This window comes from Microbacterium paludicola (assembly GCF_039529675.1).
Classification (GTDB): Bacteria; Actinomycetota; Actinomycetes; order Actinomycetales; family Microbacteriaceae; genus Microbacterium; species Microbacterium paludicola.
Genome location: NZ_BAAANG010000018.1, coordinates 101,386 through 117,133, shown reverse-complemented (window position 1 = coordinate 117,133; position 15,748 = coordinate 101,386). Strand labels below are relative to the sequence as shown.

Sequence of the window (15,748 nt, the reverse complement as noted above, 5' to 3'; positions counted from 1 at the left end):
GTCGTGGAACGCAGAAGGGAGAAGCAACATGAGCGACGCCCAGCGAGGCAACGCGAAGCACGGACCACACGTGGACGACCAGCTCGAGCAGGAGAGCCGCGGCATGGTGCAGGGCGCACCGGGTGCGCCGCACGCCGAGCCGTTCCGCGAGACCGAGCCGCTTCCCGACGACACCGACGAGGCGGAGGTCGAGACGGCGTTCCGGCGCGACGGCCCCGAGGTCGCCGGTGGCGACGCGGATCCGGCCGAGAGCGAGGAGGGAGCGGAGGATGACTGACGCGAACCACGATCTCGCCGAGCTGCTGCGACAGCCCGGCCCCTGGACGACGGTGCTGACAGACGGACGCGGCGAGCGCCCGCAGCACGAGGAGGAGGCGCGGGTGCGCGCGGTGACGGACCCGCTCGGCGAGGCGGGAGCGCCCGAGGAGGATGTGCGCTCCGTCGGCTCCGCACTCGCCGCGGGCGACGGCCTCCCCAGTCCGTCGACGCGCTACCTGCTCGTGCGCGAGGGCACGGTCGTTCTCGACGAGGCGTTCATCGGGCAGCGGATCGGCGCCGAGGTGCTGGCGCACGGCCCCGCGCCGCGGATCCTGCCCCTGCTGCGCCACCGCGCGGGGGCGGTCCCGTACCTCCTGGTGGAGACCGCGCGCGAGGGCGCACGGCTGAGCCTGCGCGAGGCGCATCGCGGCGAGAGCAGCGCAAGCCAGGAGATCGAGGGCCGCACCGACAGCCTCAACAAGGTGCAGGCGGGCGGATGGTCGCACCGCCGGTACCAGAACCACTCGGAGGACATCTGGGAGCACAACCAGGCCGAGGTCGCCGAGAACGCCGACCGGCTCGTACGCGAGCACCGGCCCCGGTTTGTTGTGGTCGCGGGCGATGTGCGCGCACGGCAGCTGCTTCTTGAGCGCCTGGGCGCCGCGTCGCGCGAGCTCGTGCTCGAGGTCGACGTGCACACCAAGGCCGAGGGATCGGACGACGATGCGCTCGATGAGGCCGTCACGGAGGCGGTGAGCGCGGCGATCCGGAGCGACATCGACGACGCGCGCCGCCGCGCGGCCGAACGGGATGGCGCGGCGGGAGCACGCGGTGTCGGCGAGGTGATCGACGCGCTGCAGCAGGCGCGCGTCGACACGCTTGTGCTCGACGCCCGGCTCGCGGACGCGGGCGAGGACGGCGATTCCCTCGCGGCCCTCGACGCGGAACCCTGGGTCGCGCGCACCGAGCTCGACGAGCTCCCCGCCGGATCGCTCGGCTACCTCCCCGCGGCCGAGGCGCTCGCCCGCGCCGCGGTCCTGAGCGGCGCACGGGTGCTGATCGCCGAGGAGGAGCTCGCCGAGGGCGAGGCACGGGACGACCGCCCGGCGGCCGAGCCGATCGCGGCGCTGAGGTGGGCGGACGGCGGATGACCCCGCCACGAGGCCGCGTGTGGATCGGAGTCTCCGGCTGGCGGTATCCGAGCTGGCGAGGCGACTTCTATCCGCGCGGCCTCGTGCAGCGGCGCGAGCTCGAGTACATCGGCGAGCACATGTCGAGCGCCGAGATCAACGGCTCGTTCTACTCGCTGCAGCGCCCGTCGAGCTACGTGCGATGGCGCGAGAGCGTGCCCGACGACTTCCTGTTCGCCGTGAAGGCTCCGCGCTACATCACGCACATGCTGCGGCTTCGCAGCTCGGGCACCGCCCTCGCGAACTTCTTCGCCTCCGGCCCTCTCGCCCTGCGGCGCAAGCTCGGCCCCGTCCTGTGGCAGCTTCCCGCCCGGCTGCCGTTCGAGCCGGAGGTGCTCGGGCCCTTCCTCGCCTCCCTTCCGCGTACCACGGGCGAGGCCCTGGACATCGCCCGGGGGCACGACAAGCGCCTCGAGGGGCGCACCTGGCTCGTGGAGGACGAGGATCTGCCGATCCGGCATTCGATCGAGCCGCGCTCCGACAGCTTCGCCGATCCGGCGCTCGCGGAGCTGCTGCGCGAGCATGACGTGTCGCTGACCGTGGCCGACACCGCGGGCACCTTCCCCCGGTTCGACGAGGTGACGGCCTCGGATCACGTCTACGTGCGCCTGCACGGCTCGCGCGAGCTGTATCTGAGCGGGTACACCGACGAGGAGCTCGACGACTGGGCGGCGCGCATCACGGCCTGGCGCGACGGATCCGGCTGCCCCGACGGCCGGCCCCGCGACGTGTACGTCTACTTCGACAACGACGGGCGGGGGCGCGCGCCGCACGATGCGGTCGCGCTCGAGGCGCGGCTGGCCGGCGCGGCGATCCCCTGATTCCTCACGCCGTCCGGCGCGGCAGCACGAGAACGAAGGCGGCCACCGCGACCACGAGCACCACGGCGACGGCGGCGAGCGCGACGGCCGGTGTCGCCAGGTCGGCCAGCCAGAACACCAGGAGCGGCCCGACGGCGGCGCCGACGTCGCCCGCCGTGCGGGTGAGACCGACGGCGCCACCCGCGCGTCGCCCCGGGAACGCCTCGGCGGTCACCACACCGGGGACGACGTTCGCCATGCTCGTGGCCACCCCGTAGGCGACGACCGACGCCGCGAACGCCCCCGGCTCCGAGAGCAGGCCGAACGCGATGAGCACCAGCGCGGAGGCGGCGGTCGCGGGCAGCAGCACCGCCAGGCGCGCGCCGCGGTCGACGATCCGACCGACCAGCGGGAGCGCGGCCATGCTGAGCACGGTTCCCGCGGCGAGCGCGGCGCCGAGGCCCAGCGGATCGAGTGAGGCGCTGTCGTACGCGAGCACCGGGATCAGCCCCTGCTCGGCGGCGAACCGTGCGAAGAACAGGGCGAACGAGACGGCCGCCAGGGCGGCGAGCAGGCCGGACGGGCTCCCGCCCCGGGCGGGAGGGGAGGCGGGCGCGGCAGCGATCCCGTCGCCGCGCAGCGCCGCCCAGTACCCGCGGGCGGGGCGCACGAGCTCCCAGGTGAGGACAAGCACAACGGGCAGGGCGCCGACGACGAACGCCGCACGGGGCCCCGCGGCGGAGACCGCCGCGCCCCCGAGGAGGGCGCCCACCGCCCCCGCCCCCATCTGCACCACGGTGGCGATCGAGACGACACGGCCCCGACGGTCGTCGGGGGCGCCGGCGAGCACCACGGCGAAGCCCACCGTGACGGCCGCGCCGCCCAGGATCCCGGCGACGAGGCGCAGCCCGAACACCACCGAGAGGTCGCTCGCGAACGCCGTGGCGATCGTGACGAGGGCGAGTGCGCTCAGGCTGACCCAGAGCATCGCCCGCGGGTCCCACCGCCGCAGCAGCAGCCCCGCGGGCACGTTGCCGAGCACCCGCCCGATCGCGAACGCGGCGAGCAGCGGCCCCAGCACGGCGACGGGCGCGTGCACCCCCGCCACGTAGAGCGGCAGGGCGGGGACCACCGCCCCCCAGGTGATCTGGGCCGCGCCGATCATCGCGCACAGCAGGATCGTCTGCTCGGCACCGCGATCCGCCGAACGCCTTGCACGCTCCCCCACGACCGGGCTCAGGTGCTCAGGGTCTCGCGCAGGGTGCGGGCGCCGCCCTGCTCGGCGAGCGCTCCCCGACGTCGCAGCTCCGGGACCAGCAGCTCGGCGATGTCGTCGAGCCCGGAGGGCGTCGCCAGCGGCGTGGTGAACATGTAGCCGCCCCGCGATCCTGTGTCGAGGAAGTTCTGCTGCAGACGATCGGCGATCTCCTCCGGTGCACCGCAGAGCGTGTGATCCAGCCCCTTGGCGCTGCGCCAGCCGTGCTCGAAGAGCTCGGCGCGCGTCATCTGGTGATGCTCGCCGTGCTCGGCGACCAGCGCGCCGACGAAGCCCATCGGGCTGGCCTGCGCCGCGCGGATCCACTCGAGCAGCTCGCCGATCGCGAAACTCGCCGGCACCTCCGAGAAGTCGAAGCCGGCGTTGTGGGAGATGTAGGCGCCCACCGCGTCCTCGTTCCAGAACCGCAGAACGTCGGCCCGGCGTCCGGCGGCCTCCTCGGCGGTGCGGCCCACGATGACCTGCGTGGCCCACAGGATGCCCACGCCGTCGGGGTCGCGCCCCTCGGCGCGCAGCGCATCGTCGAGAGCCCGGCGATGGCGCTGCTGCCCCGCCAGCGCGCCGCCGAAGCCGAAGACGACATCGGCGAACCGGGCCGACGCCGAGATGCCGCGCGGCGACGCCCCCGCCTGCACGAGCACCGGGTGGCCCTGCGGGCTCGGCATGGTGCTCAAGGGCCCCTTGACCTGGAAGAACCGGCCACGATGGTCGATGGGCGCGATCAGCGCGGGATCCGCGAATCGTCCCGTGTCGCGATCCATCACGATCGCCTCCGGCGGCACCGAGTCCCACAGGGCCCGGCACACGTCGACGAACTCCTCCATGCGCTCGTACCGCAGGTCGTGCTCGAGCAGCTCGTCGAAGCCGTAGTTGGCCGCGTCGGCGGTGCGCGTCGAGGCGACGACGTTGAACGCGATGCGGCCGCCCGTGACGTGATCGAGCGAGTTGAGCAGCCGCGCGACGTAGAACGGGTGCATGAACGTCGACGAGTACGTCAGGCCGAAGCCGATCCGCTCGGTCACCGCCGCCATCGCCGCGATGAAGGGGCTCATGTCCTGACGCGGCCACTGGATCCCCCATTCCACCGCAGGATCGATGGATCCGCGCCAGGTGTCCGGGATGCCGCTGCCGTCGCCGAAGAAGAGCATCTCGACCCCCGCGCGCTCGGCGGTGACGGCGATCTCCTGGAACATCCGCACGTCGGGGAACGTGCGGCCGACCCAGGACCCGGGGCGCGCCCAGCGTCCCTCCGTGTGGGTGAAGGACAGGTCGAAGGCGATGTGCATGCCGCTCATGCGCCGGCCCCCGCCCCGGCCGGGACGAGGTCCGCCGCGAGGGCGGATCCGGCCCACAGGCCCGAGAGCTCGCTGCTCGACCCGATCACGGCGACGTTGAGGGCCAGCTGCTCCAGAGCGGCCGCGTGCAGCGGGACGTCGTACGCGGCCGTCGCGTCATCGGGGATGTAGACCGGCCAGCCGAGCTGGATCGCATCGGTCGCGGTCGCCTGGATGCAGCACTCCGTGGTGAGCCCCACAACCGCGACCCATCCGATCCCGTCCACCCGCAGGCGGGCGGCGAGGTCGGTGTGCAGGAAGCCGCTGTAACCCGTCTTCCGCACGCGCGCCTCGCCCGCGAGCGGCTGCACGCCGTACCACTCGGCGCCGGGGGTGCCGACGACGCAGGGCTCGTCGTCGCCGAGCGGGGCGTCGAGGTCGCCGTCGCGCAGCCACTGGCTCGCCCGCCACGGGGTGACGGTGCCGAGCTCCACCCAGTAGACCGGCACGCCCAGGGCACGGGCGTCCGCGACGAGTACGGCGCAGCGCTCGACCGCCGCGGCGACCGACGCCTGGGCCGCCGCGTCCAGCCCGTGACCGCCCAGCATCTCCGGATCGCCGAAGGAGCGCTGGACGTCGACGACGACCAGGGCCGGGCGCTCGCGGGCGAGGGTCGCGAGCTGGCGTTCCCGCAGCGCGCTCACGAGACGAGCTCGGCGTTCTCGTGCGCCCGCAGCGCGGGAAGGACGCCCTCGCCGAACGCGGGCATGTCCTCGAGGTAGTCGGGGAAGATCAGCATCAGCCCGTCGAGCTCGGCGGTGTCGAGGACCGTGAGGATGCGCTCGGAGATCGTCTCGGCGGTGCCGGTCACGTACGGCGTCTGGAACGCCTCCTCCCCCTTCGCGTCCTGCGCCCAGGCGAGGGCGCGCTGGGCGTCCCAGCCCCACGAGCGGCGCATGTTGCTCAGCGCGACGCGGTCGATGCCCTCGCCGTAGCGGGCGGCCCGGGCCTCGGCGGCGGCGTCGGTCTCGTCCTGCACGATCGTGAGCATCGAGTAGGTCCGCACCGAGCGGCCGAGGGCCGCCGCCCGCTCGTGCACATCGCGTGACAGGTCGCGCATGTCCTCCAGGCTGTCGGCCCCGAGGAATGCCCCGTCCGCGTATGCCGCCTGGAAGGCCCGTCCGCTGTCGGATCGGCCGGCGCTGATGATCGTCGGGCGCGGATCCGGGTGCGGCCGCGACTCGCAGTCGGTGAGGGTGAAGAACTCGCCGTTCATCGTCACGGAGGGCTCGGACCACAGCCGCAGCACGGCCTGGGTCCACTCCTCCGTCATCCGATAGCGCGCGTCGTGGCTGAGATCCGGGTCCCAGACCCCCATCTGCTCGAACTCCTCGGCGTACGCGCCGTTGACGATGTTCATCCCGGCGCGGCCGCCGGCGATCTGCTGCAGCGTCGTGAACACCTTCGCCGCGAACGCGGGGTTCTGCATGTTGGCGTGCACGGTGGACCAGATCTTGACGCGCTCGGTCGCCTCGGCGAGCCCCGCCATCATCGTCATCGACTCGAGCGTCTCGCCCCAGTGATCGGTCGGTCCGCCGAAGCCCCGCCACTTCGCCATCGCCATCACGAAGTCCAGGCCGATGTCCTCGGCGAGCCGGGCCGTGCGACGGTTGTAGTCGTAGCTCGCCGGCGGGTAGGGCGCCGTCGACGAGATCATCCAACCGCCGGCGGCGTTGGGCAGGAAGACGCCGTATTCCTTGGTGTCCATGTGATGCTCCTTCAGGTAGTCGTGTCGTGGGGGCGGCGGTCCGGGATCAGGGCGCCGGCCACACCAGCTCGCCGCCGTCGTAGATCGCCGGGACGACGTCGGGCAGGAAGAAGGCCTGCGCCTCGGCCGGCGTCAGAGGGGTCTCCAGCAGGGCGTAGTCGTCGAGCATCGTCGCGATCGCGGCGACGTTGTCGAGGTCGATGGCCCCCAGGTCGCCGGTCTGGGTGTCGCGGATGATGCCGACCTCGGTCTCCCAGATCTTCAGGTTGTGCGCGGCGTCGTAGCCCTCGCCGGAGAGGTCGGCGGCATATCCGACGCATTCCTCGCCGTTGTCCTCGCAGTGCTCGAAGGCGTGGAACGACGCCCGCAGGAAGTCCTCGACGACGGTCGGGTGGTCCTGCGCGAACGCCGGGTTGACCGTGAGCGCACCGAGCGACGACGGCACATCGAGGTCGTACGGCCGCCAGACCGTGACCTCCTCGCCCGCGGCCTCGAGCAGGTTGGGCTCGTTCGAGATGAAGCCGGTCAGCGACTGCACCTGGCCCCTCGGCAGAACGCTCGGGTCATATCCGACGACCACCTGCTGCAGGCTGCCGACGTCGACTCCGGCGTTGTCGAGCATGGCGTGCACGGCCGGCGGCAGGTCGCCCTTGTGACCGAGGATCGTGCCGTCGAGCTGCGTGAGGTCGGTGATGTCGGTTCCGGTCATCAGCACCTCCAGCCCCACGTTGGAGTACGACGAGATGCCGCGGATGTCGATCCCGGTGTCCTGGGCCTGCAGCAGGTTCTGCTGGCTCACCGACGTGAACTGCACCTGATCGCTCGCGACGAGCTGAGTGTTCTGTCCGGTGTCGCCGGTGCCGGGCTGGATCTCGAGGTCGATGCAGAGGGCGTCGAAGTAGCCGAGCTCCTCGGCCGCGAGGATCTCGAGGATCGAGGCGGATGCCTGGTACTGGTAGCCGGTCAGGTAGGTGACGGTGCCCGCGTCGCGGTTGAGGGCGCAGCGGTCGTCGGAGATCGCCGCCTCGCCTCCCGGTTCGGCGGCGGCGGGGGCATCCGCCGGGGCCTGGGCGGAGCAGGCGGAGAGTGCGGCGGCCGCGGCGATGGCGATGGCGATCGCGGCCGCGGGGGCGCGGAGGGCGGTGGGGAGGGCCATGGGACTCCTGTCTGGTGCATCGGGTGGGGGTGCTGTGCGGGGCCGGCGGGTGCCGGAGACAAGGGGGTGCCGACGCGACGCCCCGGGCGGGACGGGCGGGCGGATCGGGCGGGGTTTCGGGCGGACGGATCGGGCGCGGAACCGGCGTGGGGTCAGGCGCCGTCGGCGTGCGTCTCGTGCCAGCGCAGCGCCCGCCGCTCGACGGCGGTGATGAGTCCGAGCAGGGCGGCGCCCATCAGCGCGAGCATGAAGATCGACGCGTAGATGACGGGCAGCTTGTTGTTCGAGCTCGCCAGGCCGATCGCGGTGCCGAGCCCCTCGGAGGCGCCGGGGGCGAACATCTCGGCGACGACCGCGCCGACGATCGACAGCGGGAAGACGATCTTCAGCGCGGCGAACAGGTACGGCAGGGCGCTCGGAACGCGCACGTGCCAGAGCATCTCGGCGCGCGACGCGTGGATCGTCTTGTAGAACTGCAGCACCGCCGTGGGGACGGAGCGCAGGCCCACGGACACGTTGATCAGGATCGGGAAGAAGCAGATGATCGCGGTCACGATCAGCTTCGGCTCGGGGCCGAACCCGAACGCGACGACCAGCGCGGGGGCGATGGCGACCAGCGGCGTCACGTTCAGCACCACGGCGATCGGCATGATCGCGCGGCGCAGCACCGCGACCTCGCTGATCGCGACCGCGAGGATCGACGAGCCGACGAAGGCGATCGCCAGCCCGATCAGGGCCTCCTGCAGGGTGATCCACGCGTTCTCGAGGTAGTAGGCCGGGTTCCCGATGAGGGTCTCCGCGATCGCCTGCAGCGGCGGCAGAAGGTAGGGCATCCCCTGAGCGGTGATCTGCCACAGGGCGGCGAGCGTCAGGATCATCAGGACGATCGGCAGCCAGCGGCTCGGGCGCAGCGACGCCGGCAGGGTGCGCGCGGCCGGGGGCTCGGCGATGCGCGCGGATGGGGCGGGGGTCTCGGCGAGACCGGTGGGGGCATCGAGTGCGGTCATGACGGTGCTCCTCAGGCGGCGGTGGAGAGGTCGCGAGACTGCCACGCCGACTGCAGCCGGTCGCGGATGAGGTCCTCGTACGCGTGGAACTCGGGGGTCTTGATCTGGCGCGCGCTGCGCGGGCGGGGCAGGCCGATGTCGATCACGTCGACGATCCGGCCCGGCCGCGGTGCCATCACCACCACGGTGTCCGAGAGCCGCACGGCCTCGGTGACCGAGTGCGTCACGAACACGACGGTGGTCTTGATCTCGTCCCAGAGGTCGAGCAGCTGCTCCTGCAGCACCTCGCGGGTGAACTCGTCCAGCGCCGAGAACGGCTCGTCCATGAGCAGGACCTCGGGCCGCAGCCCCAGCGCCCGGACGATCGCGGTGCGCTGCTGCATCCCGCCCGACAGCTGGGCGGGCAGCTTGTGAAGGGCGCCGCCGAGACCGACGTCGCGCAGCAGCTGCTCGAGATCCGGCGCGGGGCCGGCGGAGGCTCCGGAGGCGACGGGTCGGCGGCGCTCGGCACCCCGGTTGATCCGGTGCGGCAGAGTTACGTTCTGCAGCACGTTCAGCCAGGGCAGCAGGGCGGGCGTCTGCGGCACGAAGCCGACGAGCTTCGCGGCGCACGCGGCCTCGGGCGAGACGCCGAACACCTCGACGTCGCCCCCGTCCGGCTGCTCCAGGCTGCCGATCAGGCGCAGGAGCGTCGACTTGCCGCATCCGGAGGGTCCGATCACGCTGACGAAGCGGCCCGCGGGGATCTCGAGGTCGACGCCGTCGAGCGCGACCAGCGCGTTCGGCGACGCGCCGTACACCTTGCGGGCACCGCGGACGGAGATGGCTGAGGTCGGGGTATCCATGCGGGTCACACCAGCTTTCTGAAGACGCGGTTGTGGTACACTAGGGGCTCGCGATCGCGGTAGTGCACGTCGTCGACGGCGATCAGCAGCATCAGGTGGTCGCCCACCACGTAGCGCTCCTGGATGGCCCCGAGGATGGTCGCCATCGCATCGCGGAGGATCGGCGCGTGGTGCGCCTCGTCGACGTCGGCGATGGCGAACTTGTCCGCGCCCCGAGTGGCGAAGGCCCGGGCGAGGTGGTCCTGGCCGTCGGCGAGCACGTTGATCGCGACGTGCTCCGCGACCTCGAACACCGGGTAGCACTCGGCCGACTCGTCGAGGAAGACCGTCACGAGGGGCGGGTTGCGCGACACGGCCGCGAAGCTGTTCGCGGTGAACCCGTGCGGGGTCCCGTCGTGCGTGGTGGTCACGATCGTCACCGACGTGGCCATGTGGCCGAGCGTCCGCCGCAGCGGGTCCGGCGACGTGGGGCGCTCGGCGGCGCTCACGGGTGGGGCGGGGATAAACGACACGGGTCCTCCACAGGCTCGATCCAGGGCTGCTGAGTGGAGAGCGTGCGGGGCGAATCACTTTCGTGCGCTTGCCCCGCGGAGGTCCATCTGCCGTCAGATTACGAGCGCCGTGTTTCCCGGGACGGGCCGCCGTGTTTCGCGCCCGTGAAATCCCTCGGTATCGGCGGCGGTGTCGGCGGCGGCGTCAGCGGACGGTGCCGGGGACCGGCGCGACGGCGAGGTCGTCCGCGACCGTGAAGACCTCGACACCCAGGTCGCGGGCGGCCAGCGTCGCCCATCCGGTCGGGGTGAACGCCTGCGCGGTCGTCGGGCTGACGGCCAGAACGGCTCGCGCATCCGGGAACACCGACGTGGCGAGCCAGGCGAGCTTGTAGAGGTTCGCGTGCACGCGGTTGCGGTGCTGAGAGGTGAACGTCCCCTGGTTGGCGACGATCTGGCACACCACGCTCGCGTCGGGCGCCGCGCCCTCGATCTCGAGGCGGGTCTCGCCGTCCAGGATCAGCATCGCCGGCTCGAGCGCGACGCCGAGAGTGGCCGACAGCGCGCCCAGCATGCGCTGCTCGGGGGTGCCCAGGGTGAATCGTCCGCCGCCCCGCTGCATCCGGATGTCGCGCATGCCGCCTCCTCGTCTGGCGCGAGACTACGCGAGCCGCTGTTTCCTGCTCGTTACGGAGTTGCGGGCCATCCGGCCCGGGCCGGGGGCGCGACGCGGTTACCGTTGACGGGTGCCTGAAACTCCCCGCGACGCCTCCGCCTCGGATTCCTATGTGATCGCCACCGACGGCGCCTGCCAGGGCAACCCCGGCCCCACCGGCTGGGCGTGGGTCGGCGAGGACGGGCAGTGGGCGGCGGGCGCGATCCCCGCCGGCACGAACAACATCGGCGAGCTCACGGCGCTGCTGCGCGGCATCCGCGACAACGCCCACGTGACGCACCTCACGATCCAGGCCGACTCGATGTACGCCATCAACACCTACGGGTCGTGGATGGACGGCCACAAGCGCCGCGGCTGGAAGACCTCGGCCAAGCAGCCGGTGAAGAACGTCGACATCCTCGAGGCCCTCATCGAGGCCCGCGACGCCCGCCGCGCGGCCGGCCTGCCGGATGTGGTGCTCGAGCACGTGCGCGGTCACGCCGGGCACCGCCTGAACAGCTGGGCCGACGAGCGCTGCGTGCGCGCGGCGACCCATGCGGCCAAGGGCGTCGAGGGCTTCTGGGAGTCGCGCGGGGGCGCCCACCCGCCGCTTGACGTCACGGTCGACCCGCCCAGGAGCGCCCAGGATCGGGTCCGCAAGAAGAAGTAGCCCGTGCGGACGCCCGCGCTCGCCGGAATGCCGCGCGGGCGCGGGCGGTTGATCTCAGCATGACCACACCCCGCACCGCCACCGTCGTGGTTGTCGGCGCCGGGCAGGCGGGCCTGTCGGCCGCGTTCCATCTGCAGCGCGCGGGCTTCACGAGTGCCCTCACCTCCCCCACTGCGGCGCGGTCGTATGTGGTGCTCGACGCGAATCCCGCCCCGGGCGGCGCCTGGCAGCACCGGTGGCCGTCGCTCACCGTCGGCAGCCTCAACCGGATCTTCGACCTCCCGGGCCTCGCGCAGCCCGAGATGGACGCGCACGAGGCGAGCAGCACGGCCGTCCCGCGCTACTTCGCGGACTTCGAGGATCGCTACGACCCCGCGATCCTGCGGCCGGTGCGGGTGCTGTCGGTCGACTACGCGGACGACGACGAGCAGGGCGAGCTGATCGTCGCGACGGATCGCGGGCCGTGGCGCGCCCGCGCGATCATCAACGCGACGGGCACCTGGGGGAACCCGGTCCGCCCGAGCTACCCCGGGGCGGAGACATTCCGGGGGCGGCGGCTGCACACCCGCGAGTACGGCCGGCTCGAGGACTTCGCCGGCCAACGCGTCGCCATCGTCGGCGGCGGGATCTCCGCCGTGCAGCAGCTCGAGGAGATCTCGCGCGTGGCCGAGACCCACTGGTACACCCGCCGGGAGCCCGTGTTCATCGAGGGCGAGTTCGACCCCGAGACGACCGGCCGCAGCACCATCGACAAGGTCACCGCCGATGTCGAGGCGGGCCGCCCGACCGGCAGCGTTGTGGGCTACACCGGGCTCGGCTGGAGCCCCGCCGCGCGTCGGGCGCGGGACCGCGGTGCGCTCGTGCGACGGCCCATGTTCACCCGCATCGAGCCGGACGGGGTGCGCGAGGCCGACGGATCCTTCACTCCGCTCGACGCGATCCTCTGGGCGACCGGCTTCCGCGCCGATCTGAGCCACCTCGATCCGCTGTACCTGCGCAACGAGCTCGGCGGCATCACGATGCGCGGCACGCAGGTCGCCGGCGAGCCGCGCGTGCACCTCATCGGCTTCGGGCCGTCGCAGTCGACCGTCGGCGCCAACCGCGCGGGGCGGGCCGCCGTGGCCTCGCTCGTGCGATACCTCGACGAGGGCGCCGTCGAGGACGACATCGCCGTCTGAGCGCGTGCGGCCGCTCAGCGCGCGAGGGTGCGCGCCTCCACGCCCCTCAGGAAGTCGACTAGCAGGGACCCGGCGTCCTCGAGCGTCCCGTCGTTGACGATCTCGAGGTCGACCGGGAACCCGGGCGCCGGGTCGGGGCGATCGAGCCGCGCCTGCGCGTCGGCGGAGTTCTCGCGGCCCCGCGCGGCGATGCGGGCGCGGCGCACCTCGTCGGACACCGTGATCCGCACCGTGTGCGCGCGGCCGAAGACGTCCTCGAGCGCCGGCAGCACCTCGCGCGACACGTTGGCGACCACCACCCACCCGTCGGCGATCGCCTCGGACACCGACGCCGGGACGCCGTACGCGAGGCCGTGCGCGCGCCAGGTCAGCGCGAACCGACCGGCCGCCTCGGCGGCGGCGAAGGCCTCCGGCGCCACCGGCACGTGCTCCTCCCCCGGCCCCGACGGGCGGGTGATCACGCGCCGCGGGAACAGGAACCGTGAGCCGGCGAGCCGCGTGCGCGCCCAGTCGAGCACCGCGTCCTTCCCGGACCCGGATGGCCCGACCACGGCGACGAACGCCCCGGTCATGCGACCCGCGCTCCCTCGCGCCAGACGGCACGGACGATCGGCACCGGCACGCCGAGCGGGTGCTGCTCGGACGGTGCCTCGTCGTAGGCGTGCACCCGGATGAGGTCGCCGCGGGTGCCGATCGTGATGGATCCCCGGTCGTCCAGGCCGACGGCCTTCGCGGGGTTCGCGCTGATCAGCCGCGAGGCGGCGGGCAGGGTGAGGTCTCCCCGCGCGAACAGCAGGAAGGCGGCCTGCAACGGGCTCGCCGGCACGTAGTCGCTGGAGAGGATGTCGAGCAGCCCCTCCGCCAGCAGCTCGGACGCCGCCACGTTGCCGGAGTGCGATCCGCCGCGCACGATGTTCGGCGCGCCCATCACCACGAGCTGCCCCGCCGCACGGGCGGCGCGGGCGGCGTCGACCGTGGTCGGGAACTCCGAGATGCCGACGCCCAGCGCCGTGCTCTCGTCGACGTGCGCCTGCGTGGCGTCGTCGTGCGCGGCCATGGTGATCCCGCGGGCGGTCGCACGCTCGGCCATCTGACGGCGGTGCGGGTCGGCGTACGCGGCCGACAGCCGGTGCAGCTCGACGACGTGGGCGTCGAACTCGTCGTTGGTCAGGCGCCCCTTGCCGACCATGTACGTGCGGAAGGCCTCGACGTCGGCGTACTGACGCTGGCCCGGGGTGTGGTCCATGAGCGACACCATGCGCACGCGCTCGTGGAGGCCCACCTGATCGAACACGTCCACGACATCCGGTGTGGACACCTCGCAGCGCAGGTGCACGAAGTGGTCGGCGCGCAGCAGGCCCGAGTCGGCGGCGTGCACCACGGCGTCGACCAGCGTGCGCGCGTTGCGCGCCATGTTGTTGCCGTCGGTCGGGCCCGTGCCGATGCGCAGCGCGTCGAGCACGGTCGTCATCCCGGACGCCGCCATCTGCGCGTCGTGGGCGATGACGGCCGGGATCGGGTCCCAGTAGCGCTTCGGTCGCGGCTGGAAGTGGGCCTCGACCTGGTCGGTGTGCACCTCGACGATTCCCGGCATCAGGAAGTCGCCGTGCAGGTCCTCGCCCGTCGTCGTCGGGGTCGACGAGATGTCGGCGATCATGCCGTCGGCGACGCGCACGGATCCATGGACCACCTCGTCGCGCAGCACGATCCGGGCGTTGGTGAAGACGGTCTCGTTGCTCATGCGGAGGTCTCCTCGGAGAAGGGATGGACGGAGAGGATCTCGAAGGGGGCACCCGGGGCCGCTTCGACGAACAGCGCGACGGCGCGCAGCGGGACGTCGACGCCGACGAGGTCGGCGAAGTGGGCGGACAGCGCCCGGTCGACCTCGCCGGCGCGGTCGTCCGGGACGGGATCGGTCAGGGTCAGGTGGAAGCGGAACTCGTCGAGCACGTACGGGTAGCCGTACTGCGCGAACAGCTCCCGCTGCCGCGACGTCAGGCGCGCGGGGTCGCGGCGCGCGATGTCCGCGTCGCTCAGCGGGGCCCGGAACGGCTCGAACCCCCGCACCGCGTCGGCGGCGAGCGCCGCGAGGTCGCCCTCGTCGCCGGTCGCGATGAGGGCGCGGAACCCGCCCAGCGCGGCCACCCGCGGGGCGCGGATCACGGCCTCGGAGCGACCGGCGGCGAAGGCGTCGGCCGCCGCCCGCAGCTCGTCCTCGGTGCGCCCGGGTGCCAGGCGGAAGGGCGCCTTGAGCGTGCCGTGGAACCCGTACCGGCGGGGGTCGGTGGTCAGGTCGGCGAACTCCGCGCGGGAGTACCAGCCCTCGCCCGCCGCCCGCAGCGCCGTGCCGGCCGGCGCGTCGGCCGCGCCGAGCGCCCCGGGCAGCGCGTAGACCGCGTAGCGGGTCATGCGGCGCCGCCGGGGGTGAAGGCGCGCACGTCGACGATCGCGTCGCTCACGGCGTCGCGCACGTCGTGGTCGTGGAAGATGGCGAGCATGCCCACGCCCCGATCGAGGCGCTCGCGGATCAGGTCGATGACGACCGCGCGGTTGCGAGCGTCGAGCGACGCGGTCGGCTCGTCGAGCAGCAGCAGCGGCCGCACGGCGAGGAAACCGCGGGCGATGTTCACCCGCTGCTGCTCGCCGCCCGAGAAGGTCGCGGGCGGCAGCGTCCACAGGCGCTCGGGGATCGAGAGGCGCTCGAGCATCTCCCCCGCCTTCTCGCGCGCGGTCTCGCGGGCGGTGCCCCGTTCGACGAGCGGCTCGGCCACGACATCCAGGGCGGGGACGCGGGGCACGGCCCGCAGGAACTGGCTCACGTAGCCCATCGTCTCGCGCCGGGCCGCCAGCACCTCGCGGGGCTGCGCGGTGGCCAGATCCAGCACCGCGCCCGGGCGCTCGGCGGTCCCGCGGTCGAGCAGGATCCGCCCGCGGCCCGCACCGTACGAGCCGTACACCATCTTCATCACGGTGCTCTTGCCGGCGCCGGACTCTCCTCCGAGCACCACGCAGGATCCGCGGGGCACGTCGAAGGTGAGTCCCGCCAGCACGGGGATGCGCTGGCGGCCCTGCAGGTGCAGCGTGAAGGTCTTGTCCACGTCCTGCACGCTGAGGATGGCCCCCTCGGGCAGGGTCGCCGCCGCCTCGGGGCGGAGGTCGGTCGAAGTCGCAGTCATGTGA

18 protein-coding genes are annotated in these 15,748 nt (G+C 72.9%); 5 read left to right on the top strand and 13 right to left on the bottom strand.

The window, feature by feature from the left end; genetic code table 11:
* The first annotated feature begins 28 nt into the window (after nt 1-28).
* The 3 genes from ABD161_RS08920 to ABD161_RS08910 are packed head-to-tail and all read left to right on the top strand — an operon-like array spanning nt 29 to nt 2,269.
* Nucleotides 29-277, top strand: coding sequence for a hypothetical protein (locus ABD161_RS08920; RefSeq protein ID WP_135112781.1), 249 nt, complete (start codon nt 29-31; stop codon nt 275-277).
* Nucleotides 270-1,409, top strand: a complete 1,140-nt coding sequence (locus ABD161_RS08915) for a baeRF2 domain-containing protein (protein WP_344001665.1) — start codon at nt 270-272, stop codon at nt 1,407-1,409. The genes ABD161_RS08920 and ABD161_RS08915 overlap by 8 nt, the downstream gene beginning before the upstream one ends.
* Nucleotides 1,406-2,269, top strand: coding sequence for a DUF72 domain-containing protein (locus tag ABD161_RS08910; RefSeq protein WP_344001663.1), 864 nt, complete (start codon nt 1,406-1,408; stop codon nt 2,267-2,269). The genes ABD161_RS08915 and ABD161_RS08910 overlap by 4 nt, the downstream gene beginning before the upstream one ends.
* Nucleotides 2,270-2,273: 4 nt before the next feature.
* Here the strand turns inward: ABD161_RS08910 and ABD161_RS08905 are convergent, their stop codons facing one another.
* From ABD161_RS08905 to ABD161_RS08865, 9 genes are all read right to left on the bottom strand, one after another.
* The gene (locus ABD161_RS08905) at nt 2,274-3,476 is read right to left on the bottom strand and encodes an MFS transporter (RefSeq protein WP_344001662.1); all 1,203 of its coding nucleotides are present in this window, start codon (nt 3,474-3,476) and stop codon (nt 2,274-2,276) included.
* Between the two features lie 8 nt (nt 3,477-3,484).
* Nucleotides 3,485-4,819 (bottom strand): NtaA/DmoA family FMN-dependent monooxygenase, encoded by a 1,335-nt coding sequence (locus ABD161_RS08900; protein WP_344001660.1) that lies wholly within the window; start codon nt 4,817-4,819, stop codon nt 3,485-3,487.
* Nucleotides 4,816-5,502, bottom strand: a complete 687-nt coding sequence (locus ABD161_RS08895; RefSeq protein WP_344001658.1) for a cysteine hydrolase family protein — start codon at nt 5,500-5,502, stop codon at nt 4,816-4,818. Before ABD161_RS08895 ends, ABD161_RS08900 begins: the two co-directional genes overlap by 4 nt.
* The gene (locus ABD161_RS08890) at nt 5,499-6,566 is read right to left on the bottom strand and encodes an LLM class flavin-dependent oxidoreductase (protein WP_344001656.1); all 1,068 of its coding nucleotides are present in this window, start codon (nt 6,564-6,566) and stop codon (nt 5,499-5,501) included. The genes ABD161_RS08895 and ABD161_RS08890 overlap by 4 nt, the downstream gene beginning before the upstream one ends.
* 46 nt (nt 6,567-6,612) lie before the next feature.
* Nucleotides 6,613-7,722, bottom strand: coding sequence for an ABC transporter substrate-binding protein (locus ABD161_RS08885; protein WP_344001654.1), 1,110 nt, complete (start codon nt 7,720-7,722; stop codon nt 6,613-6,615).
* Nucleotides 7,723-7,874: 152 nt separating this feature from the next.
* Nucleotides 7,875-8,729, bottom strand: coding sequence for an ABC transporter permease (locus ABD161_RS08880; RefSeq protein WP_344001652.1), 855 nt, complete (start codon nt 8,727-8,729; stop codon nt 7,875-7,877).
* An 11-nt stretch (nt 8,730-8,740) separates the two neighbouring features.
* A complete protein-coding gene (locus ABD161_RS08875; RefSeq protein WP_344001899.1) occupies nt 8,741-9,574 on the bottom strand; it encodes an ABC transporter ATP-binding protein in 834 nt (277 codons plus the stop codon).
* Nucleotides 9,575-9,579: 5 nt separating this feature from the next.
* Nucleotides 9,580-10,005 (bottom strand): flavin reductase family protein, encoded by a 426-nt coding sequence (locus ABD161_RS08870; protein ID WP_344001650.1) that lies wholly within the window; start codon nt 10,003-10,005, stop codon nt 9,580-9,582.
* 265 nt (nt 10,006-10,270) lie between these two features.
* On the bottom strand, nt 10,271-10,702 hold the full coding sequence (locus tag ABD161_RS08865) for a hypothetical protein (protein ID WP_344001648.1): 432 nt from the start codon (nt 10,700-10,702) through the stop codon (nt 10,271-10,273).
* Nucleotides 10,703-10,811: 109 nt separating this feature from the next.
* On the opposite strand from ABD161_RS08865, the gene ABD161_RS08860 reads away from it, so the two are divergent.
* Together ABD161_RS08860 and ABD161_RS08855 are read left to right on the top strand one after the other, a co-directional pair.
* Nucleotides 10,812-11,390 (top strand): ribonuclease H family protein, encoded by a 579-nt coding sequence (locus ABD161_RS08860; protein ID WP_342335311.1) that lies wholly within the window; start codon nt 10,812-10,814, stop codon nt 11,388-11,390.
* A gap of 59 nt (nt 11,391-11,449) precedes the next feature.
* Nucleotides 11,450-12,568, top strand: coding sequence for a flavin-containing monooxygenase (locus ABD161_RS08855; protein ID WP_344001645.1), 1,119 nt, complete (start codon nt 11,450-11,452; stop codon nt 12,566-12,568).
* Nucleotides 12,569-12,582: 14 nt separating this feature from the next.
* Here ABD161_RS08855 and phnN read toward each other — a convergent pair whose 3' ends face one another.
* From phnN to phnL, 4 genes are read right to left on the bottom strand one after another with little or no spacing between them, the layout of a single operon-like run.
* A complete protein-coding gene (gene phnN / locus ABD161_RS08850) occupies nt 12,583-13,140 on the bottom strand; it encodes a phosphonate metabolism protein/1,5-bisphosphokinase (PRPP-forming) PhnN (protein ID WP_344001643.1) in 558 nt (185 codons plus the stop codon).
* Nucleotides 13,137-14,309: an alpha-D-ribose 1-methylphosphonate 5-triphosphate diphosphatase gene (locus ABD161_RS08845; RefSeq protein ID WP_344001641.1), complete on the bottom strand. Its 1,173-nt coding sequence runs from the start codon at nt 14,307-14,309 to the stop codon at nt 13,137-13,139. The genes phnN and ABD161_RS08845 overlap by 4 nt, the downstream gene beginning before the upstream one ends.
* A complete protein-coding gene (locus ABD161_RS08840) occupies nt 14,306-14,977 on the bottom strand; it encodes a DUF1045 domain-containing protein (RefSeq protein WP_344001639.1) in 672 nt (223 codons plus the stop codon). The genes ABD161_RS08845 and ABD161_RS08840 overlap by 4 nt, the downstream gene beginning before the upstream one ends.
* Complete coding sequence (gene phnL, locus ABD161_RS08835; RefSeq protein WP_344001636.1) at nt 14,974-15,744, bottom strand: phosphonate C-P lyase system protein PhnL; 771 nt, start codon at nt 15,742-15,744, stop codon at nt 14,974-14,976. Before phnL ends, ABD161_RS08840 begins: the two co-directional genes overlap by 4 nt.
* Between the last annotated feature and the right edge of the window lie 4 nt (nt 15,745-15,748).

What these genes read in the sequence shown, in the direction of transcription:
- ABD161_RS08920 (WP_135112781.1), top strand. Translation starts at nt 29, where the DNA reads ATGAGCGACGCCCAGCGAGGCAACGCGAAGCACGGACCACACGTGGAC.
- ABD161_RS08915 (WP_344001665.1), top strand. Translation starts at nt 270, where the DNA reads ATGACTGACGCGAACCACGATCTCGCCGAGCTGCTGCGACAGCCCGGC.
- ABD161_RS08910 (WP_344001663.1), top strand. Translation starts at nt 1,406, where the DNA reads ATGACCCCGCCACGAGGCCGCGTGTGGATCGGAGTCTCCGGCTGGCGG.
- ABD161_RS08900 (WP_344001660.1), bottom strand. Translation starts at nt 4,819, where the DNA reads ATGAGCGGCATGCACATCGCCTTCGACCTGTCCTTCACCCACACGGAG.
- ABD161_RS08890 (WP_344001656.1), bottom strand. Translation starts at nt 6,566, where the DNA reads ATGGACACCAAGGAATACGGCGTCTTCCTGCCCAACGCCGCCGGCGGT.
- ABD161_RS08885 (WP_344001654.1), bottom strand. Translation starts at nt 7,722, where the DNA reads ATGGCCCTCCCCACCGCCCTCCGCGCCCCCGCGGCCGCGATCGCCATC.
- ABD161_RS08880 (WP_344001652.1), bottom strand. Translation starts at nt 8,729, where the DNA reads ATGACCGCACTCGATGCCCCCACCGGTCTCGCCGAGACCCCCGCCCCA.
- ABD161_RS08875 (WP_344001899.1), bottom strand. Translation starts at nt 9,574, where the DNA reads ATGGATACCCCGACCTCAGCCATCTCCGTCCGCGGTGCCCGCAAGGTG.
- ABD161_RS08870 (WP_344001650.1), bottom strand. Translation starts at nt 10,005, where the DNA reads ATGGCCACGTCGGTGACGATCGTGACCACCACGCACGACGGGACCCCG.
- ABD161_RS08865 (WP_344001648.1), bottom strand. Translation starts at nt 10,702, where the DNA reads ATGCGCGACATCCGGATGCAGCGGGGCGGCGGACGATTCACCCTGGGC.
- ABD161_RS08855 (WP_344001645.1), top strand. Translation starts at nt 11,450, where the DNA reads ATGACCACACCCCGCACCGCCACCGTCGTGGTTGTCGGCGCCGGGCAG.
- phnN (WP_344001643.1), bottom strand. Translation starts at nt 13,140, where the DNA reads ATGACCGGGGCGTTCGTCGCCGTGGTCGGGCCATCCGGGTCCGGGAAG.
- ABD161_RS08845 (WP_344001641.1), bottom strand. Translation starts at nt 14,309, where the DNA reads ATGAGCAACGAGACCGTCTTCACCAACGCCCGGATCGTGCTGCGCGAC.
- ABD161_RS08840 (WP_344001639.1), bottom strand. Translation starts at nt 14,977, where the DNA reads ATGACCCGCTACGCGGTCTACGCGCTGCCCGGGGCGCTCGGCGCGGCC.
- phnL (WP_344001636.1), bottom strand. Translation starts at nt 15,744, where the DNA reads ATGACTGCGACTTCGACCGACCTCCGCCCCGAGGCGGCGGCGACCCTG.